General features: G+C 70.7%; 25 protein-coding genes, 1 tRNA gene and 1 pseudogene. 15 read left to right on the top strand and 12 right to left on the bottom strand.

Annotation, left to right across the window (positions count from 1 at the left end):
* Nucleotides 1-60 precede the first annotated feature (60 nt).
* Entirely contained in the window at nucleotides 61-1,254 is a 1,194-nt protein-coding gene (serA, locus tag ACX1D3_RS10385) for a phosphoglycerate dehydrogenase (protein ID WP_458993808.1), read from the top strand.
* Nucleotides 1,255-1,273: 19 nt separating this feature from the next.
* Here serA and ACX1D3_RS10390 read toward each other — a convergent pair whose 3' ends face one another.
* From ACX1D3_RS10390 to ACX1D3_RS10405, 4 genes are all read right to left on the bottom strand, one after another.
* Nucleotides 1,274-2,071, bottom strand: a complete 798-nt coding sequence (locus ACX1D3_RS10390; protein ID WP_458993809.1) for an inositol monophosphatase family protein — start codon at nucleotides 2,069-2,071, stop codon at nucleotides 1,274-1,276.
* Nucleotides 2,072-2,140: 69 nt separating this feature from the next.
* Nucleotides 2,141-3,115: a ribosome small subunit-dependent GTPase A gene (rsgA, locus tag ACX1D3_RS10395; protein WP_458993810.1), complete on the bottom strand. Its 975-nt coding sequence runs from the start codon at nucleotides 3,113-3,115 to the stop codon at nucleotides 2,141-2,143.
* Nucleotides 3,116-3,122: 7 nt separating this feature from the next.
* Nucleotides 3,123-4,379, bottom strand: a complete 1,257-nt coding sequence (aroA, locus tag ACX1D3_RS10400; protein ID WP_458993811.1) for a 3-phosphoshikimate 1-carboxyvinyltransferase — start codon at nucleotides 4,377-4,379, stop codon at nucleotides 3,123-3,125.
* Complete coding sequence (locus ACX1D3_RS10405) at nucleotides 4,379-4,993, bottom strand: DoxX family membrane protein (protein ID WP_458993812.1); 615 nt, start codon at nucleotides 4,991-4,993, stop codon at nucleotides 4,379-4,381. Before ACX1D3_RS10405 ends, aroA begins: the two co-directional genes overlap by 1 nt.
* A gap of 25 nt (nucleotides 4,994-5,018) precedes the next feature.
* Between ACX1D3_RS10405 and ACX1D3_RS10410 the strand changes: the two genes are divergently transcribed.
* From ACX1D3_RS10410 to ACX1D3_RS10420, 3 genes are all read left to right on the top strand, one after another.
* A complete protein-coding gene (locus ACX1D3_RS10410) occupies nucleotides 5,019-5,714 on the top strand; it encodes an SOS response-associated peptidase (RefSeq protein WP_458993813.1) in 696 nt (231 codons plus the stop codon).
* 147 nt (nucleotides 5,715-5,861) lie between these two features.
* On the top strand, nucleotides 5,862-6,476 hold the full coding sequence (locus ACX1D3_RS10415; protein ID WP_458993814.1) for a sigma-70 family RNA polymerase sigma factor: 615 nt from the start codon (nucleotides 5,862-5,864) through the stop codon (nucleotides 6,474-6,476).
* Nucleotides 6,476-6,748, top strand: a complete 273-nt coding sequence (locus ACX1D3_RS10420; RefSeq protein ID WP_458993815.1) for a mycothiol system anti-sigma-R factor — start codon at nucleotides 6,476-6,478, stop codon at nucleotides 6,746-6,748. The genes ACX1D3_RS10415 and ACX1D3_RS10420 overlap by 1 nt, the downstream gene beginning before the upstream one ends.
* A gap of 62 nt (nucleotides 6,749-6,810) precedes the next feature.
* On the opposite strand, the gene ACX1D3_RS10425 is transcribed toward ACX1D3_RS10420, so the two are convergent.
* Nucleotides 6,811-6,885, bottom strand: coding sequence for a 50S ribosomal protein bL37 (locus ACX1D3_RS10425; protein ID WP_458996527.1), 75 nt, complete (start codon nucleotides 6,883-6,885; stop codon nucleotides 6,811-6,813).
* A gap of 95 nt (nucleotides 6,886-6,980) precedes the next feature.
* On the opposite strand from ACX1D3_RS10425, the gene ACX1D3_RS10430 reads away from it, so the two are divergent.
* On the top strand, nucleotides 6,981-8,423 hold the full coding sequence (locus tag ACX1D3_RS10430; RefSeq protein ID WP_458996528.1) for a sensor histidine kinase: 1,443 nt from the start codon (nucleotides 6,981-6,983) through the stop codon (nucleotides 8,421-8,423).
* Here ACX1D3_RS10430 and ACX1D3_RS10435 read toward each other — a convergent pair whose 3' ends face one another.
* Both ACX1D3_RS10435 and ACX1D3_RS10440 read right to left on the bottom strand, forming a co-directional pair.
* Nucleotides 8,424-8,987 (bottom strand): protein-L-isoaspartate O-methyltransferase family protein, encoded by a 564-nt coding sequence (locus ACX1D3_RS10435; protein ID WP_458993816.1) that lies wholly within the window; start codon nucleotides 8,985-8,987, stop codon nucleotides 8,424-8,426.
* A gap of 27 nt (nucleotides 8,988-9,014) precedes the next feature.
* Entirely contained in the window at nucleotides 9,015-9,266 is a 252-nt protein-coding gene (locus ACX1D3_RS10440; protein ID WP_458993817.1) for a WhiB family transcriptional regulator, read from the bottom strand.
* Nucleotides 9,267-9,434: 168 nt separating this feature from the next.
* Between ACX1D3_RS10440 and ACX1D3_RS10445 the strand changes: the two genes are divergently transcribed.
* Nucleotides 9,435-9,812 (top strand): hypothetical protein, encoded by a 378-nt coding sequence (locus ACX1D3_RS10445; protein ID WP_458993818.1) that lies wholly within the window; start codon nucleotides 9,435-9,437, stop codon nucleotides 9,810-9,812.
* 6 nt (nucleotides 9,813-9,818) lie between these two features.
* On the opposite strand, the gene galK is transcribed toward ACX1D3_RS10445, so the two are convergent.
* The 5 genes from galK to ACX1D3_RS10470 all read right to left on the bottom strand — a co-directional run bounded on the left by galK (nucleotide 9,819) and on the right by ACX1D3_RS10470 (nucleotide 16,439).
* Nucleotides 9,819-10,961, bottom strand: coding sequence for a galactokinase (gene galK / locus ACX1D3_RS10450; RefSeq protein WP_458993819.1), 1,143 nt, complete (start codon nucleotides 10,959-10,961; stop codon nucleotides 9,819-9,821).
* Entirely contained in the window at nucleotides 10,961-11,140 is a 180-nt protein-coding gene (locus tag ACX1D3_RS10455) for a DUF6104 family protein (protein ID WP_458993820.1), read from the bottom strand. The genes galK and ACX1D3_RS10455 overlap by 1 nt, the downstream gene beginning before the upstream one ends.
* A gap of 4 nt (nucleotides 11,141-11,144) precedes the next feature.
* Nucleotides 11,145-14,930 carry a multifunctional oxoglutarate decarboxylase/oxoglutarate dehydrogenase thiamine pyrophosphate-binding subunit/dihydrolipoyllysine-residue succinyltransferase subunit gene (locus ACX1D3_RS10460; protein ID WP_458993821.1) on the bottom strand — a complete coding sequence of 1,262 codons (3,786 nt, stop codon included), beginning with the start codon at nucleotides 14,928-14,930 and terminating at the stop codon, nucleotides 11,145-11,147.
* Between the two features lie 66 nt (nucleotides 14,931-14,996).
* Nucleotides 14,997-16,337 carry a glycosyltransferase 87 family protein gene (locus tag ACX1D3_RS10465; protein ID WP_458993822.1) on the bottom strand — a complete coding sequence of 447 codons (1,341 nt, stop codon included), beginning with the start codon at nucleotides 16,335-16,337 and terminating at the stop codon, nucleotides 14,997-14,999.
* 30 nt (nucleotides 16,338-16,367) lie between these two features.
* Nucleotides 16,368-16,439, bottom strand: a tRNA-Arg gene (locus ACX1D3_RS10470).
* A 60-nt stretch (nucleotides 16,440-16,499) separates the two neighbouring features.
* Between ACX1D3_RS10470 and ACX1D3_RS10475 the strand changes: the two genes are divergently transcribed.
* The 9 genes and pseudogenes from ACX1D3_RS10475 to ACX1D3_RS10515 form a co-directional block, all read left to right on the top strand.
* Nucleotides 16,500-17,000 (top strand): hypothetical protein, encoded by a 501-nt coding sequence (locus ACX1D3_RS10475; RefSeq protein ID WP_458993823.1) that lies wholly within the window; start codon nucleotides 16,500-16,502, stop codon nucleotides 16,998-17,000.
* Between the two features lie 61 nt (nucleotides 17,001-17,061).
* Nucleotides 17,062-18,465: a diaminopimelate decarboxylase gene (lysA, locus tag ACX1D3_RS10480; protein WP_458993824.1), complete on the top strand. Its 1,404-nt coding sequence runs from the start codon at nucleotides 17,062-17,064 to the stop codon at nucleotides 18,463-18,465.
* Nucleotides 18,462-19,766, top strand: coding sequence for a homoserine dehydrogenase (locus ACX1D3_RS10485; RefSeq protein ID WP_458993825.1), 1,305 nt, complete (start codon nucleotides 18,462-18,464; stop codon nucleotides 19,764-19,766). Before lysA ends, ACX1D3_RS10485 begins: the two co-directional genes overlap by 4 nt.
* A 3-nt stretch (nucleotides 19,767-19,769) precedes the next feature.
* The gene (gene thrB / locus ACX1D3_RS10490; protein ID WP_458993826.1) at nucleotides 19,770-20,669 is read left to right on the top strand and encodes a homoserine kinase; all 900 of its coding nucleotides are present in this window, start codon (nucleotides 19,770-19,772) and stop codon (nucleotides 20,667-20,669) included.
* A 200-nt stretch (nucleotides 20,670-20,869) separates the two neighbouring features.
* Nucleotides 20,870-22,651, top strand: a complete 1,782-nt coding sequence (gene rho, locus ACX1D3_RS10495) for a transcription termination factor Rho (protein WP_458996529.1) — start codon at nucleotides 20,870-20,872, stop codon at nucleotides 22,649-22,651.
* A 113-nt stretch (nucleotides 22,652-22,764) separates the two neighbouring features.
* Nucleotides 22,765-22,974 carry a 50S ribosomal protein L31 gene (gene rpmE / locus ACX1D3_RS10500; protein ID WP_458993827.1) on the top strand — a complete coding sequence of 70 codons (210 nt, stop codon included), beginning with the start codon at nucleotides 22,765-22,767 and terminating at the stop codon, nucleotides 22,972-22,974.
* 75 nt (nucleotides 22,975-23,049) lie between these two features.
* A complete protein-coding gene (prfA, locus tag ACX1D3_RS10505; protein ID WP_458993828.1) occupies nucleotides 23,050-24,117 on the top strand; it encodes a peptide chain release factor 1 in 1,068 nt (355 codons plus the stop codon).
* Nucleotides 24,114-24,971, top strand: a complete 858-nt coding sequence (gene prmC, locus ACX1D3_RS10510; protein ID WP_458993829.1) for a peptide chain release factor N(5)-glutamine methyltransferase — start codon at nucleotides 24,114-24,116, stop codon at nucleotides 24,969-24,971. Before prfA ends, prmC begins: the two co-directional genes overlap by 4 nt.
* Nucleotides 24,968-25,597: pseudogene (locus tag ACX1D3_RS10515) on the top strand (L-threonylcarbamoyladenylate synthase); the annotation flags it as partial. The gene prmC and the pseudogene ACX1D3_RS10515, both read left to right, overlap by 4 nt.
* Nucleotides 25,598-25,615 lie beyond the last annotated feature (18 nt).

Below are 25,615 nucleotides of genomic sequence, written 5' to 3' on the forward strand. Positions count from 1 at the left end.
CCGTACGCCGCGAGCGGACGGGTTCGGGGCGCCGGGGCGCACGGGCCTAGAATGCCCAGCGTGAAGGCACTGCTACTTGAGAACATCCACGCCGACGCCGTCAAGGCGCTCCAGGCCAAGGGCTACGAGGTGGACAGCCGCCCCGGAGCGCTCGCCGAACGCGACCTCATGGCCGCCCTCGAGGGCGTCGACTACCTGGGCATCCGGTCGCGCACCTACGTGACGCGCAAGGTCCTCGAGTCCGCCACCCGGCTGAGCGCCATCGGCGCCTTCTGCATCGGCACCAACCAGATCGACCTGGACGCCGCCACCGACCACGGCGTCGCGGTGTTCAACGCCCCCTACTCCAACACCCGCTCCGTCGTGGAGCTCGCCGTCGCCGAGATCATCTCCATGGCGCGCCGGCTCACCGACCGCAACCGCGACATGCACGCAGGCATCTGGGACAAGTCCGCCGTCGGCTCGCACGAGGTGCGCGGCCGCACCCTGGGCATCATCGGCTACGGCAACATCGGCTCGCAGCTGTCGATCGTCGCCGAGGCGCTGGGCATGCGGGTGCTCTTCTACGACCTCGTTGACCGGCTGGCGCTGGGCAACGCACGCCGCGTCGACTCGCTCGAGGAGCTCCTGGCCCAGGCGGAGACCGTCTCCCTGCACGTCGACGGCCGCCCCGAGAACGCGGGCATGTTCGGCGCCGAGCAGTTCGCCCAGATGCGTCCCCGCTCGCTGTTCCTCAACCTGTGCCGCGGCGCGGTCGTCGACCTCGACGCGCTGTACGACAACCTCGTCTCCGGTCACATCGCCGGCGCCGCGATCGACGTGTTCCCCTCGGAGCCCAAGGCCAAGGACGAGCCCTTCGTCTCCAGGTTGCAGGGCCTCAGCAACGTGATCCTCACCCCGCACGTGGGCGGCTCGACCCAGGAGGCCCAGGTGGACATCGGCCGCTTCGTGGCGGGCAAGCTCAACGACTACGAGACGTTGGGCTCCACCGCGATGAGCGTCAACCTGCCGGAGGTGCCGGCCGGCCCCACGTCGACGGCGCGGATCGTGCACCTGCACCACAACGTGCCCGGCGTGCTGGCCCGCCTCAACCAGCTCTTCGCCACGCACAACATGAACATCGGCTCGCAGACGCTCGCCACGCGCGGGCAGCTGGGCTACGTGGTCACCGACGTGCAGGGGGAGAAGTACGACGGGCTCCTCGCGGACCTGGAAGCGCTCGACGAGACGGTGCGCGTCCGGGTCCTCGGCTGAGACCGGGCTTCCCCGGCGCTCAGCCCGGGGGGCGCAGGTGGTCCATCACGGCCTGATGGAGCAGGCCGTTGGTCGCCAGCGCCCCCGGCCCTCCCACCCCGTCGACGCCGTCGAGGTTGGAGAAGCGCCCGCCCGCCTCGCGGACGATCACGTCCAGGGCGGCCATGTCGTAGAGCGCGAGGTCAGGCTCGCACGCCACGTCGACGCAGCCCTCGGCCACCAGCATGTAGCTCCAGAAGTCGCCGTAGGCGCGGGTGCGCCAGGAGTTGCGCATGAGGTCGATGAAGCCCTGGCCCCGCCCGGTCTCGACCCACTCGGCGATGTCGGAGTAGGACAGCGACGAGTCCCCGATCTCCGCCACCCGGCTCACCCGCAGCTCCGTGGCGCTGAGTATTGAGCGGCCGGTGTATGCGCCGCCGCCCGTGGTGGCCCACCAGCGCCTGTTCAGGGCCGGGGCCGAGACCACCGAGGCGGCGATCTGCCCGTCCACCTCGAGCGCGATGAGGGTGGCCCACACGGGCACGCCTCGCAGGTAGTTCTTGGTGCCGTCGATGGGATCGATGATCCAGCGCCGCGACGACTCCCCGGTGTCGCTGAACTCCTCGCCGTGGACGGCGTCCCTGGGCCTGGTCCGGGCCAGCGTGCGACGGATCGACTGCTCGACGGCGGTGTCGGCCTCGGTGACCGGGGTGTTGTCCGGCTTGCTGGTGAACCGGAGGTCCTGTGCCTTGAACCGGCTCATCGACAGCGAGTCCGCGTCGTCCGCCATGAGGTGCGCCAGGCGCAGGTCGTCAGTGAGGTCCCTCGAAACAGCCATGGGGCCAAACCTAGTGGGTAACCCTGCCCGGTGAGTTCAGGGACATGGCCCGCGATGCGCGGCGCGGGCTCAGACGAACGCCCGGCCCATGCGGCGGAAGGATGCCAGGCGCTCCGGTGCGAGCTTCCCCTCCGCGACTGCGTCGTCGAGCGCGCACTCGATGACGCCGGTGATGTGGCTGCAGCCGCGCGGGCAGTCCTCGGCGAACTCGGCCAGGTCCGGGAAGGCGCCCAGGATCGACGAGGTCTGCACGTGGCTGATCCCGAAGGACCGGACGCCGGGGGTGTCGATGATCCAGCCGCCGCCGGGCAGCTCCATGGCGATGGCGGAGGTGGAGGTGTGGCGCCCCTTGCCGGTCAGCTCGCTGACCTCCGCGGTGGCGCGCCCCGCGCCGGGGATCAAGCGGTTCACCAGCGTGGACTTCCCGACGCCGGAGTGGCCGACGAACACGGTCACCCGGCCCGTCAGCGCCTCCGTGATCGCGGAGAGGTCCGCCTCTGGGTCCGTGACCAGGATCGGCACGCCCAGCGGGTCGTACGCGGCGCGGAGCTCGTCGGGGCTGGCCAGATCCGCCTTGGTGAGGCACAGCACCGGGTCGATCCGCGCATCGAAGGCCGCCACCAGGATGCGGTCGATCATGCCCATGCGCGGCGTGGGATCGGCGAGCGCGGTCACGATGAACAGCTGGTCGGCGTTGGCGACGATCGGGCGCTCGAACGTGTCCGCGTCGTCTGCCGATCGGCGCAGCACCGTCGTGCGTTCCAGCACCTCGACGATGCGCGAGAGCGTGCCCTCCTGGCCGGAGGTGTCGCCGTCGAGACGGACGCGGTCGCCCACCAGGACGCCCCCCTTGCGGTCGATGAGCCGCCCGCGCACCGCCGTCAGGTCCTGGCCGTCGAGTGTGCAGCGGTACCGGCCGCGGTCCACGGAGATGACCCGCGCCACCGGGAGCGCGGCGTAGTCCGGCCGCTCCTTGGTGCGGGGGCGGGAGTGCCGACGGGGGCGGTCGAACCCGCTGTGATCGTCCTCGCGCAGTGACTTCACGAAGGCGTCACCGGCCGACGAGCCCGCGCCAGTCGCGCGCGAAGTTCGGCATGGTCTTCGAGACGCAGTCCAGGTCCGTGACCTGGATGCCGCTCACCCTGAGCGCCAGCAGCGCCGCGAAGTGGACCATCCGGTGGTCGGCGTAGGTGTGCAGCACCGCGGGCCGCAGCTCCCCGCCGCCGACGATCCGGAGGCCGTCCGGGGTCTCCTCGGCGTCCGCGCCCAGCCGGCGCAGCTCCGTGACGAGGGCCGCGATCCGGTCCGTCTCGTGCCCGCGGATGTGGGCGACCCCACCGATGGTGGTGGTGCCGGTGGCAAGGGCGCCGAGTGCGGCCACGACCGGGGTGAGTTCGGAGGCCGTCGTGAGGTCCACGTCGATGCCGGTGAGCGCCCCGCTCCCCCCGACGGTGACCCGATCACCCCGCCGCTCGACGGAGGCGCCCATGCCCCGCACCACATCCAGGAAGAGGGCCCCGGGCTGAAGGCTCCGGGCGGGCCAGCCAGGCACGGTGACGCGGCCGCCGGTGACCGCGCCGGCAGCGAGGAAGACCGCGGCGTTGGTGAGGTCCGGCTCGATGGTGTGGCTGCGGGCGGCGATGCGCCCCGGCGCCACCTGCCAGGTGCGTTCGTCAGGCTCCGCGACCTGGACCCCCACCTCGCGCAGCATGGCGGCGGTCATCTCGATGTGCGGGCGCGAGGGCAGCCTGTCACCCGTGTGCCGCAGCGTCAGGCCGCGGGGAAGCCGCGCGCCGATCAGCAGCAGCCCCGAGATGAACTGGCTGGACGCGGACGCGTCGATGTTGGCCGTGCCGTGCGCGGCCAGCGGGGGAGTGAGGGTGAAGGGGAGCGCGTCGGCCGAGACCTGGGCGCCAAGCTGCCGCAGCCCGTCGAGGAGGGGCGCCATGGGGCGCTCGCTGGCGTGCGGATCCCCGGTGAACGACGAGGGCCCGTCCGCGAGCATGGCGACGGGGGGCACGAACCGCATGACCGTGCCGGCGAGCCCGCAGTCGATGCCGGCGGCGCCCCTGAACCGCTGCGGCGGGGTGATCACGAGAGTGTCCCCGCGTTCGGCCACCTCGACGCCCAGCGCCCTGAGCGCGCCGATCATCAGGGCCGAGTCACGCGACTCCAAGGCCCCGACGAGGGTGCTGGGGCCGTCCGCCAGGGCGGCCAGGACGAGCGCCCGGTTGGTCTCCGACTTCGAACCGGGGACGACGACCTCGCCCGCGACGGGGGACTGGGTGAAGGGGAGGGGGTGGGTCATCAGTTGACGCTGGCCTCGATCTTCCTGCTGATCGACTTGGCGGACCTGCGGGCCTTCCTGGCCAGCTGCTTCGCCCGCTTCTCCGCCCGTTCGGCGGCCTTCTGCGCGGATCGGCTGACGTCCGCGCCGAGCGCCGAGGCCTTCTTCTCGGTCACCTTCGCCGCGTGATCCGCCCGCCACGACAGGCTGGGCCTGCCCTCCGTGTCCTGGGCGGCGAGCACGGCGGCACCCAGCAGCGCGGCGTTGCGCAGGATCTCGGGACGGGCCGCGTCCTTGGCCACCCGGGTGGCGTCCTTGTCCGGCAGCGCGATCGCGAGGTTGAGCACCGAGGCCTTGGCGAGCAGCAGCGCGCCCAGGCGACGGCCGATGCCGGTGGCGTACATAGCGCCGCCGGCGATCTGCGCCACGCCGGACATGCGCACCCACGTCTCCGCCCTCTCGGGCACGTAGGCCGCGACATCAGCGGGCACCACCCGTTGCAGCAGGGGGGTCACCGTGGAGGTGAACCGCTCCGCGTCCGGGGCGATCTCGGCCGGCCGGGTGACGGCCTTGACCCCCTCGGCGATGAAGTAGCTGGCGAACAGACTCCTGGCAACAAACCGCAGCAGACTCATGCCGCCACAGTACTAGGGTTGGACCATGTGCGGACGGTACGCGGCGACCGCGAACCCCGATGAGCTCGTCGAGGAGTTCGAGATCTCCTTCGTGGCGGAGGAGATGGCCGAGGTGTGCGCCCCGCGCTACAACATCGCCCCGACGGACCCGGTGCCCGCCGTCGTCGAGCGGGCGGCCGACGGCGGGGTGACCCGCAAGCTGGTGCCGCTGCGCTGGGGGCTGGTGCCGAGTTGGGCGAAGGCTCCCGGCTCCACCATGATCAACGCCCGCGTCGAGACCCTCACCGAGAAGCCGGCCTACCGGAAGGCTGCCGCATCGCGGCGGTGCCTCCTGCCCGCCGCCGGGTACTACGAGTGGCGCACGGAGAGGCCCGCGGGCGCCGCAAAGCCCGTCAAGCAGCCCTACTTCCTCCATCCGCCGTCGGGCCTGTTCGTCATGGCGGGCCTGTATGAGTTCTGGAAGGGGCCCGACGGGTGGGTGTCGTCGACCACCATCATCACCACCGACGCCACCGACGAGCTGGGCTGGGTGCACGACAGGATGCCCATGACCCTGCCGAGGGAGCACTGGGACGCCTGGCTGGACCCGGGTGCCACCGATGCCGCGGCGGCGGTGGGGCTGCTCGTGACGCCCACGACGCTGGCCCACCGGAGGGTGTCGCGGGCGGTCAACACGGTGGGCACAGACGGCGCCGCCCTGATCGAGCCCCTGCCGGACTGATTCCCACGAGGCGGGAATAGACCCCGGGGGGTGTGTGTTGACGTGGGCATGACGCCCGCCGCACCCCCACTCGCCACGCCTGGAGAGCGTTCCGCGGCGGTGGCACACGCGGAGAGCATCGTCGCGCAGGCGCTATTCTCGATCCTGATGGACAGCGAGCTTGCCGCGGCCCCGGATGCCGCCGACACCCTCGACGCCGATGCCGAGGCGTTCGAGGAGGAAGCGCTGAGCCATCTGGACCGGCTCTTCGCCGCGGCCATGCGGATGACCCGCAACCCGGCGGACGCCGAGGACATCGTGCAGGAGACCTACGCCAAGGCGTTCGCGTCGCGGCACACGTTCTCCCCTGGGACCAACCTGAAGGCCTGGCTGTACCGGATCCTCACCAACACCTACATCAACGCCTACCGCAAGGCCCAGCGCTCGCCGCAGTCCAGCGGCGACGAGGACGTCTCGGACTGGCAGCTCGCGCGTGCCGCGTCCCACGACTCGGCGGGGCTGCGGAGCGCCGAGATGGAGGCGCTGGACCAGACGCCCGACGGCGTGGTCTCAGAGGCCATCGCCAGGCTCCCCGAGAACTTCCGCATGGCCGTCCTGCTCAGCGACGTCGAGGGGTTCTCCTACAAGGAGATCGCCGAGATCATGGGCACCCCCATCGGCACCGTCATGAGCCGGCTCAACCGCGGCCGCTCACAGCTGCGCGACCTGCTGGCCGACTACGCCCGCGAGAACGGGATCGGCCGAAGGACCGGAGGTCGGTGATGGCAGATCCCGACATGTTCTCCCACGAGCACGACGAGATGGACGAGTGCGTCGCGGCCCTGTCGCAGGTCCACTCGTTCCTCCGCAACGAACTCCTCGAGCACGACGCGGACCTCATCCGGCTCCACCTCCACGCCTGCGAGCGATGTATGGAGAACTTCGAGATCGAATCCACCATCACGGAGATGATCCAGCGCAGCCAGCTGTCGGCGAAGGCGCCGGCCACGCTGACTGCGCGGATCCAGACGCTGCGCGTGACGCGCCGTCCCTGACCCCGGCAAGACAACAGCCCCCGCAGGAACCCGCGGGGGCTGAAGTGCGTCATGGCCTCGGCTCAGGTGTTGGGCCGCTTGCCGTGGTTGGCCTTGCTCTTGCGGCGGGCGCGGCGCTTGCGTCCGGTCTTTCCCATGGGGGCTCCTCGTGTTCAATACCTGCGGGACACCACATTGTGCCAGATGGGGGCCCGCGCACGCGAAAGGCCATCCGTGGCAAGCTGGGCCCGTGATGCGAGACCTCGGACAGTTGACCGACGACGAGTGGCTGGACGCCTTCGTCTCCCAGTGGCATCTGCTCGCAGATCTGAGCTTCTCGGACCTGGTGCTGTGGAAGCCCCTCAGCGAGGAGGGCGACGTGTTCGCCTGCACCGCACAGGTGCGCCCCGTCACGGGGCCCACCGCGCTCGAGGAGGACATCGTCGGGGAGCTGATCGAGTTCGAACCCGACCACCAGGTGACGGTCGCGTTCATGACCCACGCGATCGCGGAGACCAGCGACAACGAGATCGGCGCCGGCATCCCCGTGGACGTCTGGGCGATCCCGGTCCTGCGCCATGACCGCCCCATCGCCGTCATCGAGCGGCACACCAACCAGATGGGGATGCGGGCCACCGGCGCACTCGAGGAGAACTTCATCGAGGCCGCCGAGATCCTCACCCAGATGCTGATGCGCGGCGAGTTCCCGCTGGTGACGCCGTCGGACAAGGCGCTCGCCCCGCGCGCCGCAGACGGGGTCCTGCGCGTCCAGCCCGACGGCGTGATCTCGTTCGCCAGCCCCAACGCCGTGACCGGCTTCCGGCGCCTGGGGGCGGTGGGCGACATCGAGGGCGAGCACTTCCGCGACCTCACGCGCCAGCTGCGGGAGGGCGTCGAGTCGATGGGCCAGACTGTGGACGCCGATCTCGACGGGCGCCTCACGCTGGAGTTCGACGTCGAGTCGCGCGGGGCGTCCATGCGGTTCGTCCTCCTCCCGCTGTGGCTGGAGTACACCTCGGCCGGCATGCTCGTGCTCTGCCGCGACACCACGGACCTCCGCCGACGGGACCGGATGCTGGTGACCAAGGACGCCACCATCCGGGAGATCCACCACCGGGTCAAGAACAACCTCCAGACCGTCGCCGCGCTCCTGCGCATGCAGTCGCGCCGGCTGTCCTCCCCGGAGGGCAAGGAGGCCCTGCGCGACGCGATGCGCCGCGTCTCGTCGATCGCCATGGTGCACGAGACCCTCAGCTACAGCCTCGGGGAGGCCGTCGAGTTCGACGTGGTGTGCGACAAGATCCTCGACATGGTCGGGGACCTCGCGGCGCACCACGGCACCGTCAAGGCCCGCAGGCGCGGCACGTTCGGGGTGATCCCGGCGGAGATGGCCACCTCCCTGTCCATGGTGATCACCGAGCTGTGCCAGAACGCCGTCGAACACGGCATGGACAGCTCCTCAGGGTGCGTCGAGGTGCTGCCAGACCGCGACGGCGACAGGCTGACCATCCGCATCGTCGACGCCGGGCACGGCCTTCCCGACGACTTCAAGCTCGGCAACCAGACGTCGCTGGGCCTGGCGATCATCTCAACCCTGATCAAGGATCTCCACGGCTCGCTGACCATCGAGAACCGGGAGGACTCGCGGGGCGCCGTGGCGACGATCGCGTTGCCGGTGCCGCCCGTGGTGCCCTGATCACCTCAACGGCACGAAGCTGAACCGCCCCCTCGCCCGCCGGCGCGACAGCCGGCCGTCCGCGGCCCGCTCCACCACCATCATGTCCGAGGCGGCCGGGAGGACCATCCGCCCGCCCGGGGCGAGCTGGGCCTCAAGCTCCGCGGGGACCCGTCCGCCGTCCGCGGACACGAGAATGCGGTCGTAGGGGGCGTCCTCCGGCCAGCCGAGCTGGTTGCCGCGGGCCAGCTCGATCCGCACCCAGGGGCGGTGGTCCGCCAGGTTCACGCGCGCCATGTCCACGAGCTCCGGCACGAGTTCCACCCCGATCACCGAACCGGTGGGGCCGACGAGCTCGCCGAGCAGGGCGGAGGTCCAGCCAGAGCCGCTGCCCACGTCGAGCGCGCGCTGACCGGGTCCGGCGTCGAGAAGCTCGAGCATGTAGCGCACCGTCGAGGGTTGCGAGTTGGTCGAGCCGTGGCCGATGGCCAGTGGCGCGTCGACCGCGGCGTAGCGTCGCTGATCCGGCGGGAGAAAATCAGAACGGGGGGCCGAGGCGAACGCGGCCCCGAGGCCGCTGGTCATGGCACCAGTGTGCGCCTCGACGGGCTCTCAGGAGGTGCGCAGCCGCGAACGGGCGGCACGGCGCTTGATCGCCCGGCGCTCGTCCTCGCTCAGCCCACCCCAGACGCCGTGGTCCTGGCCGGCCTCAAGGGCCCAGGACAGGCACTGCTCACGAACGACGCACCGCATGCAGATCTTCTTGGCTTCCTCGATCTGTTGCAGCGCGGGCCCGGTGTTTCCGACAGGAAAGAACAACTCCGGATCCTCGGTGAGGCAGGCGGCCTTGTGGCGCCAATCCATAGTTGGAGCTCCTTCGTGTCGGCAAATGTTCGCGGCAAAGGCAGCCGCCAAGCTCAAGCAGGTTACCCTCGCGGTCCACGATAGGCAATAGCGGCGGGCCGCACGTGGAACCACACCCAAACTGGCCCAACTTGTTGGATAGGGGCGGGGTGAGGCACGCTCAGGTGCGTGAATGCCGTCCTGCGCCGTCCCCTGCTCGCCATCAGCGTCATCCTCACCGCCGTGACCGGTCTTGCCGCCGTCGGGATCGGCGTCGGGGCACTGGTGGTGAACTCCAGGCTGTTCGCGGTGGGGATCGCGGCGGTGCTCATCGCGTACGGCGCCTCGCTGCTGCTGATCGCCTGGCTGGTGCTGAAGCGGTTCTCGTGGGCCCTGGGCCTGGTGGTCGCCTCGTCGTTGCTGCACCTCATGGTGGTGGGCAGCTTCCTCACCACGGCGGACCGCGCCCAGTTCATCGGCAGCCTGATCGTGGCGCCGTTCGTGCTCGCGACCGTGATCGCCTCCGTGCTGGCGGTCGGCCGGCGCGAGCTCGAACGTCTCCGGTAGCGCGCGTCAGACGAGCCGACCCGCGCCAGGGGCGGGGGTCACGGAGAACCACTCCGGCGCGCCGTACCCGGCGTCGGAGAAGGCCCGGGCCACAGCCCGTCCGATGCGGTCCGCCTCGCCCGCCTCGGTGAGCGCGATGATGCAGCCACCGAAGCCGCCGCCCGTCATGCGGGCACCCAACGCGCCCGCCTCGCGGGCGGCCTCGACGGCGAGGTCCACCGTGGGGACCGTGATCTCGTAGTCGTCGCGCATCGAGGCGTGGGAGGCGTCGAGCAGCGGCGCCAGGGCGGCCAGGTCTCCCGCCTTGGCCAGCTCGAACGCCTGCAGGACGCGCTCGTTCTCCGTCACGACGTGGCGGACCCTGCGGCGCAGAGTCTCGTCGTCCAGCCGGTCGAGGGCGTCGACCAGATCGGTCACGTCGCGCAGAGCGGCCACACCGAGGATCCGGCATGCCTCCTCGCAGGAGGCGCGGCGTGCGCCGTATTCGCCGTCGACGTGGCTGTGGGGCGTCTTCGTGTCGAGCACGAGCATCTCGAAGCCCTGCTCGGCCATGGGGAGCGGTACCTGCTGGGTCTCCAGGGTGCGGCAGTCCAGGAACAGGCCCGAGTCCTTCTCGCACAGCGTGCTGGCCGCCTGGTCCAGCAGGCCGGTGGGCGCCCCCACGTACTGGTTCTCGGCGACGCGGGCGAGCTTGGCCCGGTCCATCCTGGGGATGTCCAGCCCGTACAGATCCGCCAGCGCCGCGACGGTGGCGCACTCGATGGCCGCGGAGCTGGACAGGCCGGCGCCGAGCGGCACGTCTGAGGTCATCACCAGGGTGGCACCCCCGACGGCGTGACCGGCCTCGCGGAGCGCCCAGGCGACACCGGCCAGATAGGACGACCAGCCGTCGGCGTTCGGGGCGAGATCCGCGAGCCGCACATGCACCTCGTCGTCGAGCTCGAGCGAGACCATGACCAGCGTCTCGTCGTCGCGCCGGCCGGCGGCGATGACCGCCTTGCGCTCCAGCGCGAACGGCAGGACGAACCCGTCGTTGTAGTCGGTGTGCTCACCGATCAGGTTGACCCGCCCTGGCGCGAACCACAGCCCTTCCGGCTCCGAGCCGGTCAGCTCCCGGTACCGCCCGGTGAGTGCATCAAGATCGAGCATCAGTCGTCCTCCTCGTCATCCAGCCTGGCCAGCCACGAGGCGAGGCGTTCCACCGGGGTCTCGAACTCCGGGTTCAGATCAACAAATGTGCGCAGCTGATCGGCGAGCCACTCGAAGGTGATCTCCTCGTGGCCGCGCCGATCAACGAGCTCCTCGAGCCCACGGTCGGTGAAGTACACCGGCTCAGCCTAGCGCCGCGTCGAGGAGCTCTTCCTCCTGGGTCTTGTGCACCTTCAGCGATCCCACAGAGGGCGCCGAGGACCACTCGCGCGACACCCGCCGCATCCTCAGGTCGTACTCGGGGAAGTAGCGCTTGACGTCCGCGGGAAGGTGCGCGGACAGGAACGGCCACCCGCCCTGGTTCTCCGGCTCGTCCTGGACGAAGCGGACGTCGTCGACGTGCGCGTAACGCTTCAGCGCCTTGGCCAGCTCCTCGCTGGGGAGGGGGTACAGGCGCTCCAACGCCACGATCGCCACCTTGCCCGCGAGGCCCCGCTTGTCCCGGGACGCCACCAGATCCCAGCGCACCTTTCCGGAGCACAGGATCAGGCGCTCGACCGCCGACGGATCCTCGACCGTCGGGTCGTCGAGCACCGGATGCCAGGCCCCCGAGGTGAAGTCCTCGGGATGGGAGGTGGCCAGCTTGTTGCGCAGCATCGACTTCGGCGTGGCGATGACCACGGGCCGGTGGAAGTTGACGTACGCGTGCTGCCTCAGCAGGTGGAAGTAGCTCGCCGGCGTGGAGGGCTGGCACACCGCCAGCGCGTTCTCCGCGCACAGCTGCAGCCATCGCTCGATGCGCGCAGAGCTGTGGTCCGGGCCCTGCCCCTCGTAGCCGTGCGGCAGGAGCAGCACCACGCCGGACTTCTGCGTCCACTTCGCGTTGCCGGAGGCGACGAACTCGTCGGAGATGATCTGGGCGCCGTTGACGAAGTCGCCGAACTGCGCCTCCCACATCACCAACGCATCCGGCCGGGCCACCGAGTATCCGTACTCGAAGCCGAGCGCCGCGTACTCGCTGAGCAGGGAGTCGAAGACGTCGAAGGTGCCCTGGTCCTCCGTGAGGTGCTTGAGCGGCACCCACGCCTCGTTGGTCACCCGGTCCACGATGGCCGCGAACCGCTGCGAGAACGTGCCGCGCCTCGAGTCCTGGCCGGCCAGCCGCACCGGGCGGCGCTCCATCAGCAGGGAGCCGATGGCGATCATCTCGGCCGTGGCCCAGTCGATCGGACCTTCGAGGATGGCCTGCGCCCGGCGCTCCAGCTGCGGCATCACCTTGGGATGCACGACGAACCCCTCCGGGAACTGCGTGTGCACGTCGGCGATGGTCTGCAGCATGTCCTGCGTGATCTCGGTCAGGCGGGCATCCGGCTTGGTGGGGTAGTAGGGCACCTTGCGGTAGTCGTCGTCCGTCTCGCTGGTCTCGCGGACCTCCCGGAACACGTTCTCGAGGCGCGAGCGGAACCGGTTCATGACGTCCTCGGCATCGGCCATGGAGATGTCGCCGCGGCCGATCAGGGACTCGGTGTAGAGGCGCCTCGTCGAGCGCTTCTGCTCGATGAGGTCGTACATGTTGGGTTGCGTGAAGCTCGGGTCGTCGCCCTCGTTGTGGCCGCGACGGCGGTAGGAGACCAAGTCGATGACGACGTCCTTGTGGTACTTCTGCCGGTAGTCGAACGCGGCCCGCGCCGCCCGGATGCAGGAGTCCGGATCGTCGCCGTTGACGTGCAGCACCGGCGCGGAGATGGCCTTCGCGACGTCCGTGCAGTAGGTGGAGCTGCGGGACTCGCTGGGTGCGGTGGTGAACCCCACCTGGTTGTTGACCACCACGTGGATGGTGCCGCCGGTCTTGTAGCCGCGCAACTGGCTCATCTGCAGGGTCTCGAACACCACGCCCTGGCCGGAGAACGACGCGTCGCCGTGCAGGGTGAGGGGCAGGACGGGGTAGTCGTCCGCGCCGAGGGTGTCCTGCTTCGCGCGGGCGATGCCCTGCAGGACCGGGTTGACCGCCTCGAGGTGCGACGGGTTGGCCGCCACGGAGGCCTTGATGGTGGCGCCGTTGGCGGCCACGAAGGTGCCCTCCGCGCCGAGGTGGTACTTCACGTCCCCGGTGCCGCTGCGGTCCACCTGGCCGTCGAACTCCTTGAAGATCGACGCGTACTTCTTGCCCACGATGTTGGCCAGCACGTTGAGCCGTCCGCGGTGGGGCATGCCGATGCACACCTCGTCGAGCGAGTCGTTGGCGGCGCGCTGGGCGATCTCGTCGAGCAGCACGATGAGGGACTCGCCGCCCTCCAGGGAGAAGCGCTTCTGGCCGACGAACTTGGTCTGCAGGAAGGTCTCGAAGACCTCCGCCTCGTTGAGCTTGTCGAGGGCGTGCATGTGCTCCTCGTGCGTCAGCGGCGTGTGGGGCCGCTCCATGCGCTGCTGGAACCATTCGCGCTGGCGGGGGTCCGCGATGTGCATGTACTCGACGCCGACGGTGCGGCAGTACGAGTCCTGCAGGATGCTGATGATGTCGCGCAGGGGCAGGTAGACGCGGTCCTTCCCGCCGAAGGTCCCGACGGCGAACTCGCGGTCCAGGTCCCAGATCGAGAGCCCGTGGGTCTCCAGGCGCAGGTCCTCGTGCGAACGCTGGCGGTACTCGAGCGGGTCCGTGTCGGCGACGAGATGCCCGAAGGTGCGGTAAGCGTTGACGAGCTCGAGCACGCGCGCGGTCTTGCCCACCTGGGAGTCGCGGTGCGCCGACACGTCGGGCGACCAGCGCAACGGCTCGTAGGGGATGCGCAGCGCCTCGAAGATCTCGTCGTAGAACCGGTCCTGCCCGAGCAGGAGCTCGTGCATCTTCTTGAGGAACTCGCCGGAGGTGGCCCCCTGGATGACGCGGTGGTCGTAGGTGCTGGTGAGCGTCGTCGTCTTCGAGACGCCCAGCTCGGTCATCCGCGAGGGGCTCATGCCCTGGAACTCGGCCGGGTAGTCGATGTTGCCGACCCCGAGGATCATGCCCTGCCCGTTCATGAGGCGCGGCACCGAGTGGTTGGTGCCGATCCCGCCCGGGTTGGTGAGCGACGCGGTGGTGCCCGCGAAGTCGCTGACCTGAAGCTCGCCGTCGCGGGTCTTCTTCACGACCTGCTCGTAGGCGGACCAGAACTGGAAGAAGTTGAGGTTCTCGCAGCCCTTGATGTTGGGCACCAGCAGCTGGCGGGTCTCGCCCTTGCGGATGTCGATGGCGATGCCGAGGTTGATCGACGGGTTCTCGATCAGGTTGGGCTTGCCGTCGACCACGTCGTAGGCGTTGTTCATGTCCGGCATGGCCTTGAGCGCCTTGACCATGGCGTACCCGACGAGGTGGGTGAAGGAGACCTTGCCGCCCTTGGAGGTGCGCAGGAAGTTGTTGATCACCGTTCGCTGGTCGATGACCAGCTTCATGGGCACCGCCCGCACCGACGTGGCGGTGGGGACGGTCAGCGACGACTCCATGTTCTTGGCCGTGCGCATCGGCGCCCCACGCAGCGCGGTGTACTTCGGCTGCGCGGCGGAGGGTGCGGGGCGGAGGCTGGGGTTGGGCGCGTTCGCCGAGAGCGTGGATCCGGTGCCGGGGTTGGACGGGGACTCGGAGCCCTTCCGGGCGCGCTGCTCCACCTGACTCCTGGTGGACTTCGCGGGCTCCGCCTTGGCGGGGGCCGAGGGAGCGGCCGGCGCCGGGGCTTCGGCCGCGGGCCTGGGTGCCGGGGCGGCGGTGATCTCGGGGGAGGGGGGCTCCTGCCCGGCGCGGCCGGCGGGCCTGGGGGCGGGAGCAGGCGGCTGTGGGGCCGGCTTCTCAGCTTGAGGGGTGGGCGTCGCGTCGGTGGCGAAGAGTTCGCGCCATTCCTCCGCGACCGACTGGGGATCTGCCTCGTAGGCCTCCCGCATCTCGTCGATCAGCCAGGAGTTCGCCCCGAAAGAGTCAAGTGAGTCAGGTGCTGACATGTGTGAGTGGCGGTGGCCACAATCCCCTCTGTGAGTCGGCTCCGCCGCAGACGACTGCGGCTGCTTCTACCCAGTCACCTTACCCACATCGACGGTGGGTTGCCGCCGCCCGACCAGGAGCGGAGACCGTGGCTCCGGCGACGTGGCTCCGGCGACCGGGGGCCTGCTGGCCCTCAGCGTCAGGGCGAAGGCGTAGGCGGCCAGGCACACGAGGGTGAGGTTGCGCAGCAGCAGGACGGAGGTCTCGGGTCCGGACCCCAGGGGGATCGCCATGATGCCGTAGGCGCCCCACGGGTAGGTCATCTGGGTCAGGGCCGCCACGATCACCAGGGCCACGGCGAACACGATGAGCGGCCGCCTCAGCCAGGCGCTGCTCCGGGCCACCAGGAGGGCGGCCACCGGGCCGCCGAGCCATGCGATGTACTGCGGCGACAGCGTCTTGTTGGTCACGATGGTGGCCAGCACAATGGTGAGGATGGCCAGGAGGATGGCTTCGTGCAGGCGCTCGTCGTCGTCGTGGAGGTGGCGGATCAGGCGGTAGCTGAGGTAGGCGGCGATGGCCAGCGAGAGCGCCGTCAGCACCGTCGACAGGCGGACCAGCGAGTCCACGTACGGGCCCTGCAGCTCCAGGGCGTTGAACGGCGACAGGAAGATGTTCCACGAGGGGTTGTCGGTGAAGGTGCGCAGCAGCATCAGGGGCGAGGCCGGCACCGACTCGATCTGGAGCCCGCGCTGCCCCTGCCACGTCACGGGGGAGGCCGAGCGCGACCACCCGCTGCTGATGAGAGAGGCCGCCGCGAGCCCGAAGCCCACCACCACGAATCCAGTCACCCGGCCGCGCGCCCGGGCCGAGCGCCACGGGTGGGGGGCGAGCATCGGGCCGATCAGCAGCGCGGGCCACAGTTTGATGGCTGCGCCCAGCCCCACCATGCCGCCGGCCACCCGCGGGAACCGGGTCACGAACAGGCACGCCCAGGCGACGAGGGCCGCGGGGATGAGGTCGAAGCGGTACCAGAGGATGGGGCCCTGGGCGGCGGTGAACAGGATCCAGAACAGGGCGCCCGCGGCGTTGTCGCGGCGGTAGAGGGTGATCGCGACCAGCGCGTCGAGCAGGACGAACACCGCGACGTACGTGGCGCTCCAGGTCTGCCAGCCGCCGCCCAGGCGGTAGATGGCCTGCAGGATCCACACGGCCGGCACGGGGTACTCGACCATCACGCCCGACTCGCCCTCGTCCAGCCGGAACAGGTGGTAGCCGTAGTACGACACGTCGTTGGCGACGAACTTGACCTCGTCGAGGCCCAGGAACAGGTACGAGACGTAGCGCGTGAGGAGAAACACGGCGATGAGTCCGACGGCGACGGCCCACCGCGCGGTGTCACCGGCGCCGTACCTGGAGTGGGTCATCGCCAAAGTCTCCTGCCAGCCGGCGCTGAGCGCCCCCGCGAGGATTCGAACCTCGGCTCCCGCCTCCGGAGGGCGGTGCTCTATCCCCTGAGCTACGGGGGCTGGACCCGGAAAGGTTAGCACCTCCTCAGGGGCGCTGTCGTTTCCCGCTACGGTGGCGGGGTGCGCACCCTGACTGCCCTCGCGACCTCGGTGGTGCTGCTGCTGACCTCATGCGTGTCCCGCCCGGACCCGGCGCCCGCGGTGCTGCGCGAGACTGCTCCGCCCTGGGATGCGCCGCGCGATGCCGTGTCCTACATCCGGGCCGCCGGCCTCCCCGAGCAGCCTCTGGGCACCGACACCGATCCGTGGGTCCTCGAGCTCTCCGTCACCGTCGCGGGGGAGGCGGTGGAGATCCCCGCCCACATCGGGGCGGACCGGCTGCGGGCCGTCCAGGCCCCGGTGCACACCCACGAGTCGGGCGGCGAGGTCTGGCTGGAGGGCGACGGGAACCACACCGTCACCCTCGGCGAGTTCTTCACCCTGTGGGGGGTGCGGTTCGACGGGGAGTGCCTGGGCGCCGCGTGCGGAGGGGTGAGCGTCAGCGCCGACGGCGAACCGGTCACCGATCCGGAGTCGCTCGTGCTGCGCGGGACCCGCGAGGTCGCCGTCGCCGCTCCCTGACCGCGTCCGCCCCGATGAGGTGGATGGCGGCGGGGCGCGGCGCTCTGGCAGGCTTGGCGCCATGACGCACATGCACATCGCCGGGTCGATCCACGCGGACGCGGCGCACGGGGGCCCACAGTGGCTGGACGTGCCCGCGGATCTCAACGCGCTGGATCTCAAGCTCTGGCCGCGTGGGGCGCATCGCGACGACCGGGGCCGCATCGTGGTGGCCGGCATCCCGCTCACGGACGTCGCGGAGGAGCACGGCACGCCCGCCTACGTCATCGACGAGGCGGACTTCCGGTCGCGTGCGGCCGAGTTCCGCGAGGCCTTCCCCGGATGGGACATCTTCTACGCGGGCAAGGCGCTGCTGACCCGCACGGTCGCGCGCTGGGCGGCAGAGGAGGGACTCAACCTGGACGTGACCACGATGGGGGAGATGCGCATCGCGTTGGCCGGCGGCATGCCCGCCGCGCGCCTCGGGCTGCACGGCAACAACAAGTCCGACGAGGAGATCGTCTTCGCCCTCGAACAGGGCGTGGGGCGCATCATCGTGGACTCGTTCGACGAGATCGCCCGCCTGGAGAAGGCCTGCGCCGAGGGTGGGCACAGGGCGCGGGTGATGGTGCGCGTGACCACCGGCGTGGAGGCCCACACGCACGAGTACATCGCCACGGCGCACGAGGACCAGAAGTTCGGCCTCTCGATCACCGGCGGTCAGGCCCTGACCGCGCTGGTGCGCTGCCACAGCTCGCAGTACCTGGACCTGGCGGGGATCCACAGCCACATCGGCTCGCAGATCTTCGACACCCACGGCTTCGAGGTGGCGATCCGCCGCACCATGCGGCTCGCGTCCCAGTTCCGCACCGCCACCGGCGTGGAACTGGCCGAGCTGGACCTGGGCGGCGGCTTCGGCATCGCCTACACCTCCGCGGACACCCCCGCGCCCACCTCCGAGATCGCCGCCGGGTTCGAGGAGATGATCGACCACGAGTGCCGCGCCTTCGGGCTGAAGCGGCCGCACCTGTCCATCGAGCCCGGCCGGGCGATCTGCGGCCCCGCCGGCGTGGCGATCTACCGCGTGGGCACGGTCAAGATCGTCGATCTGGAGGGCGGGCGCTCCCGCGTCTACGTCAGCGTCGACGGCGGCATGAGCGACAACATCCGTCCCGCCCTCTACGCGGCCGAGTACTCGGCGGCCATCGCCAACCGCCTCTCCGACCGGGAACCGGTGTTGAGCCGGGTCGTCGGGAAGCACTGCGAGGGCGGCGACATCCTCATCCGCGACGTGTTCCTCCCCGCCGACGTGGCCATCGGTGACCTGATCGCCGTGCCCGGCTCGGGCGCCTACGCGCGCAGCATGGCCAGTAACTACAATCAGATCCCGAAGCCCCCCGTCGTCTCGGCGAAGGACGGCGTCACCCGCGTGATGCTGCGCCGCGAAACCCTGGAGGACCTGATGAGATTGGACGTGGGAGAGTGAGCAAGCCGCTCAAGGTGGCGCTGTTGGGCGCCGGCGTGGTCGGGTCGCAGGTGGCCCGCATCATCCTGAACGAGGGGCCAACCCTGGAGTCGCGCATCGGGCGCAGGTTGGAGCTCGTCGGCATCGGCGTGCGCCGGCTGGAGGCGGAGCGCCCGGGCATCGATCCGGCGCTGCTGACCACGGACCTCGAGTCGCTGGTGGCCCGCACGGACCTCGACATCGTCGTCGAGCTCATCGGCGGCATCGAGCCCGCGCGCAGCCTCCTGCTGACGGCGATCGCCAACGGTGCCTCGGTGGTGTCGGCGAACAAGGCACTCCTGGCCGATGAGCTGGGGCTGCTCTCGCGCGCCGCCGAGGAGAAGGGGGTGGACCTCTACTACGAGGCCGCCGTCGCCGGCGCCATCCCGATCGTCCGGCCGCTGAGGGAGTCGCTCGTGGGCGACGACATCACCGCCGTGATGGGCATCGTCAACGGCACCACCAACTACATCCTCGACAAGATGGTCACCGACGGCAGCAGCTTCGACGAGGCCCTGGCCGAGGCACAGGAGCTCGGGTATGCCGAGGCGGACCCGACGGCCGACATCGAGGGCCACGACGCGGCCGCCAAGGCCGCCATTCTGGCCGCGCTGGCCTTCCACACCGAGGTCAGGCGCGACGAGGTGTTCTGCGAGGGCATCTCGCAGGTGACCGCGGCGGACATCGCGGCGGCGGAGCAGATGGGCTGCACGATCAAGCTGCTGGCCATCGCGAAGCTGACCGACGACGACAGGGTCATCGTCAAGGTGCACCCGGCGATGGTCGCCAACAAGCATCCGCTGGCCTCCGTCTCCGGCGCCTACAACGCCATCTTCGTGAAGTCCCGCGAGGCCGGGGACCTCATGTTCCTCGGCCAGGGCGCCGGGGGCGCCCCCACCGCCAGCGCGGTCATGGGCGACGTGGTGACGGCCGCCCGCAACCGGCACCGCGGCACCGCCGCGCACGGCGGCTCCAGCTACACCAGCCGTGCGGTGGCACCCATCGGGGAGTCCGAGGCGCAGTTCTACGTCAGCTTCGACGTGGTGGACCGGCCCGGCGTCCTCGCCCGGTGCGCGGCCATCTTCGGCGAGCACGGGGTGTCGTTGCGCATCGTGCAGCAGAGCTACCGCGAGGGCGGCGAGCACGAGGCGGGCTTCGCCGCCAGCCTGGGGGTCATGACCCATGTCACCCGTGAGAGCGACCTGGCCCTCGTCCTCGACGAGCTCCGGACGGCGGACTTCGTCGGCTCGGACGTGCGCGTCATGCGCGTCGAGGGCTTCTGATCCATGACGAGGCTCACCGTCCGGGTTCCGGCCACCACCGCGAACCTGGGGTCCGGGTTCGACTGCGTCGGGATGGCGTTCGACTGGTACGACGAGGTCACGCTCGACGTGTCGGACAGGCCCGGCCTGGAGGTGGTCGTCGACGGTGAGGGGGCCGACGGCGTGCCGCTGGACGAGGGCCACCTCGTCGTCTCGTCGCTGCTCGACGGGCTGAAGCAGTTCGGCGCCGCGCGGCCGGCCGGGATGCGCCTGACCTGCCGCAACACCATCCCGCACTCGAGGGGCCTGGGGTCGTCGGCCGCCGCGATCGTGGCCGGCCTGACGCTGGCCTGGGGCGTCGCGCGCCCAGGGGCAGAGGTGGACCGGGCGGCTATCACCCGGCTGGCCACCGCGGCCGAGGGGCACCCGGACAACGCCGGGGCCGCGGTGTGGGGAGGGGCCATCCTCGCGTGGGCCCGCGAGGGCAAGGTGTCGCTGGTGCAGTTGCCGCTCCCGGCGGACTTCGAGGCAGTGGCCTTCGTCCCCGGCTTCGAGTGCCGCACGGACGAGGCGCGGCGGGTCCTCCCTCAGACGGTCTCCCGGTCAGACGCCGTGGCGCAGGCGATCGCCGCGGCCGCCCTGCCGCTGGCGCTGACGGTCCGGCCCGACCTGCTGCTCGACGCCACCGCTGACCTCCTCCATCAGCAGTACCGGGCGGACCTCATGCGTCCCGCCTACGAGCTCATGCAGCGGCTCCGGACGGCGGGCGTGCCGGCGGCCATCTCGGGGGCCGGCCCGACGGTGATCGCCGTCGGCCCGCCCGGGCAGCTGGCGGGCGTCGGAGAGGTCGCGGCCGAGGGGTTCGCGCAGCGGCGGATGCGGCCCTCCTCGGGGGTCGAGCTGAACTCCTCGCAGGCGATCTAGGGCCATTCTTTGGTCGGCACCGGATCAGTTGCTAGGCTGATAGTCGGTTTACCCCGAGGCGCCGCCGTGGCCATCACACTTCCCGGCTTTCTGGCGCCCACGTATTCCACCACTTTGACGCCGTCGGCGCGCATCGTCAGCTGCCCCCACGGCTCCATGGAAGGAACCATTCGTTGAGCGAATCCACAGACCTGTCCGCTATGAAGCTGGTCGAGCTCAAATCCGTCGCCACCCGTCTGGGGATCAAGGGCGTCTCCGCGATGCGCAAGGGAGACCTCGTGGGCGCCATCCAGTCCGCAGGTGGCCCGCCGGCCTCAGCACCTGCAGCCTCGGCTCCCGCGGCGTCGGCGCCCGTGGACCGGGCGCCGAGCAGGCAGCGCCGGCCGAGGGCCGAGCAGCCCGCCGCCCAGGCTGAGCAGCAGCCACGCGAGGCGAACGGCGACTCCGGGCAGCAGGCGCAGGCCGAGCCACCCACCGCGGCTCCTGCCGCCCGAGAGCCGCGGGGTCAGCAGGCGCCCGAGACGCAGACCGAGGGCGAAGGCGGGCGCAACCGCCGCCGCCGCAACCGGGAGCGTGGCCCGCAGCAGCAGGACACCATCGACGAGGTGGGGGAGCTGCTGGAGGCTGCGATGGGCGGGGGAAAGCCCGCCACGGCCCCCTCGGCGGCACCCGCGACACAGGCTCCCCAGATCAACATCGAGCCGGGGGGCTACGACGACGACCAGGGCGGCTCGCGCCGCAGCCGTCGGCGCCGCAACCGTGACCGTCAGGACCGACAGACCCGTCGGCCGGCCAGGGGCGCCCAGGGCATGGAGCGCATGGAGGCCGAGCCCACCGTCGCCGAGGGCGACGTGCTCGCCACCATCTCGGGCATCGTCGACATCCAGGACAACTACGCGTTCGTGCGCACCACCGGCTACCTGCCCGGGCCGAGCGACGCCTACATCTCGATGTCCACCGTCCGTCGCTACGGCATGCGCCGCGGCGACGTGATCACGGGCGCGATCCGCGCCCCCCGCGACGGCGAGCGGAGGGAGAAGTTCAGCCCGCTCGTCCGCCTCGACACCATCAACGGCGATGACCCGGAGAAGGCCAAGGGACGCGCGGAGTTCGCCAAGCTCACCCCGCTCTACCCGCAGGAGCGGCTGCGCCTCGAGACGGTGCAGACCAACATCGCCGGCCGGATCATCGACCTCGTCTCGCCCATCGGCAAGGGGCAGCGCGGGCTGATCGTCTCGCCGCCGAAAGCGGGCAAGACCATGGTGATGCAGGCGATCGCCAACGCCATCGCGGTCAACAACCCCGAGGTGCACCTCATGGTGGTCCTTGTCGACGAGCGCCCCGAGGAGGTCACCGACTTCCAGCGGACCGTCTCAGGCGAGGTCATCGCCTCGACGTTCGACCGGCCGGCCGAGGACCACACCATGGTCGCGGAGCTCGCCATCGAGCGCGCCAAGCGGCTCGTGGAGCTCGGCCATGACGTCGTTGTGCTGCTCGACGGCATCACGCGACTGGGGCGCGCCTACAACCTGGCCGCGCCGGCATCCGGACGCATCCTCTCCGGTGGCGTGGACTCGGCGGCCCTCTACCCGCCGAAGAAGTTCTTCGGCGCCGCCCGCAACATCGAGAACGGCGGCTCGCTGACCATCCTGGCCACTGCCCTCATCGAGACCGGATCGAAGATGGACGAGGTGATCTTCGAGGAGTTCAAGGGCACCGGCAACATGGAGCTGCGCCTGCGCCGCGAGCTCGCGGACAAGCGCATCTTCCCGGCCATCGACGTCGACGCCTCCGGAACCCGACGCGAGGACCTGCTGCTGGGCCGCGACGAGCTCAACATCATCTGGAAGCTCCGGCGGGCCCTGTCCGGGCTCGACGATCAGCAGGCCCTGGAGACGCTCAAGTCGCGGATGACCAAGACCGCCAGCAACCACGAGTTCCTGCTGAGCGTCCTGAAGACCACACCGGCGGCCGACGGCTGATCCGCCGACTTGGCATTGCTGGGCCGGCGAGGCACAATTGGGGGTCGCGCCGGTTCACGCATCCTCCAGGCCCATCAGGGCCAGCGACCCGGTCACAGAATCAAGGAGTCACCATGAAGCAGGGCATCCACCCTGATTACGTCGAGACCCAGGTCCACTGCACCTGTGGCAACACGTTCACCACCAAGAGCACCAGCAAGAAGGGTGCGCTGAGCGCGGACGTCTGCGCCGAGTGCCACCCGTTCTACACCGGCAAGCAGAAGATCCTCGACACCGGTGGCCGCGTGGCCCGCTTCGAGAAGCGGTACGCCAAGAAGTCCTAGAGACAGGCTCGGGCGTCGGGAGGGTTCCAACCCGCCCGGCGCCCGTTTCGTTTGCCGCCACAGAAGGAGTCAGTGATGTTCGACAACGCCCAGCCCCTCGTCGACGAGTTCCGCGAGCTGGAGTTGCAGCTCTCAGACCCCGAACTGCACTCCGACGTGGCCCGATCCCGGAGGGTGGGCCGGCGCTACGCCGCGCTGCGACCCATCGTCGAGGGGATCGACCTGTTCCGCAGGCTCTCCGAGGACCGCGAGGCCGCCGCCGAACTGGCCGCCGACGACCCCTCGTTCGCAGACGAGGTCGCTGACCTTGATGCGCAGCTGGAGGTGGCGACGGGGCGGCTGACCAAGCTCCTCGCGCCGCGGGACCCCAACGACGACGCCGACGCGCTCGTGGAGATCAAGTCGGGGGAGGGCGGCGACGAGTCCGCCCTGTTCGCCGGGGACCTGCTGAAGATGTACACCCGCTACGCGGAGCAGACCGGGTGGAAGGTGGAGCTGCTGGACTCGCAGGAGACCGATCTCGGGGGCTACAAGTCCGTGACGTTCGCGGTGAAGGCGGCCGCGGGCAGCGGCTTCGGCCCGTACGGCCGGTTGAAGTTCGAGGGCGGCGTGCACCGCGTGCAGCGGGTGCCCGTCACCGAGTCGCAGGGGCGCATCCACACCTCGGCCGCGGGGGTGATGGTGATGCCCGACGTCGAGGCCGACGAGGTGGAGATCAACGACGACGACCTCCGCATCGACGTCTTCCGCGCCTCCGGACCCGGAGGCCAGGGCGTCAACACGACCGACTCCGCGGTGCGGATCACGCACCTGCCGACAGGTACGGTCGTGTCCTGCCAGAACGAGCGGTCCCAGCTGCAGAACCGCGACTCCGCCATGCGGATGCTCCGCGCCCGGATCATCGCGCTGGCCGAGGCCGAGGCGGCCTCGGCGGCGTCCGAGGCGCGGAAGTCGCAGGTCCGCACCGTTGACCGCTCGGAGCGCATCCGCACCTACAACTACCCCGAGAACCGGATCACCGACCATCGCATCGGGTTCAAGGCCCACAACCTGGACCAGTTCCTGGAGGGGGCGATGACGCCGCTGTTGGACGCGCTGGCGGAGCAGGACCTCGCGGAGCGGCTCGCCGGGGTGGGCGGGTGACCGAGGTCGCCTTCGAGGTGGCGGCCCGTCTCGCGCGGGCCGGCTCGCCGAGCCCCGGCCCCGAGGCGCGGCAGCTGGTCGCCCACGTCCTGGGTGTGGAGCCATCCGGGCTGCTGCGGGTCGGGGGCGTCGACGACGCCCAGCGGGCCGCCATCGACGAGTTGGCGCGGCGTCGTGCCGAGGGCGTTCCCCTGCAGCACCTGACCGGGGAGGCCCACTTCCGCTACGAGACCCTCGCCGTCGGCCCAGGCGTGTTCATCCCCCGGCCGGAGACCGAGGAGATGGTGGGCTGGGCCCTCGAACGCCTCGCTGAGCGCCCCGTGGGGTGCCGCCGCGTCGTCGAGCTCTGTGCCGGTTCGGGGGCCATCAGCGCATCGATCGCCAGGGAGCTGGGCGGGGTCGAGGTGCACGCCGTCGAGCTGTCCGACGACGCTTTCCCCTACCTCACGCGCAACCTCGAGGGGCTCGGCGTCGACGTGGTGCACGGCGACATGGCCGAGGCCTTCCGGCACCTCGACGGCGCCGTCGACCTGGTGATCGCCAATCCCCCCTACATCCCCGAGACGCACCGCGGGCTGCTCCCCACCGACGTGGTGGACCACGATCCGGAGCTGGCACTGTTCTCCGGCCACGACGGACTGGACGCCCTGCGCGTGGTGGCGGACGTCGCGGCGAGGCTGCTCCTGCCGGGTGGACTCCTGGCCACCGAGCACGACGAGAGCCACGCCGGCGGAGTCGTGTCGCTGGTGTCGGGGGCGGGCTTCTGCGACGTCGCGTCCCACCCGGACCTCACCGGCCGCCCCCGGTACGTCACCGGCGTCAGGCTCCCCGCCCATGGCAGGATGGCCCCGTGACCGACGTGTTCAACCTCAGCACCGACCACGAGGCCGGCCTGGCTGCGGCGGCGGAAGCCGTCCGCGGAGGTCGGTGCGTCGTGCTTCCCACCGACACCGTCTACGGGATCGGCGCCAACGCGTTCGACGCCGCCGCAGTGCAGGGCCTCCTCGACGCCAAGGAGCGCGGCCGCGACATGCCGCCGCCGGTCCTGATCGCCGAGCCCTCGATGCTGCGTGCCATCGCCGACGAGGTGCCCGCGGGTGCCAAGGCCCTGGCCAAGGCATTCTGGCCCGGCGCGCTCACGCTCATCCTCAAGGCCCAACCGCGGTCGGGCATGTCGCTCGGTGAGACGAAGGGCACGGTCGCGGTGCGCGTCCCCGATCACGACGGCGCGCGGGCGCTGCTGCGCCGCACCGGCCCGTTGGCCGTCAGCTCCGCCAACGTGTCCGGCCAGCCGGCGGCCCTCACCTGCGACGAGGCACGGGATCAGCTGGGAGAGCGGGTTGCGGTCTACCTCGACGGCGGCACGGTCACCGGGGGAGTTGCCTCCACCATCGTCGACTTCGCCTCCGTCGCCGGGGGCCGCGTGCTGCGCCAGGGCGCGCTGCCGCTCGAGGCTCTGCTCGAGGTCGCCCCGGAGATCGAGCAGAGCTAACCCGCA

This window comes from Tessaracoccus yangjingae, from assembly GCF_054483935.1.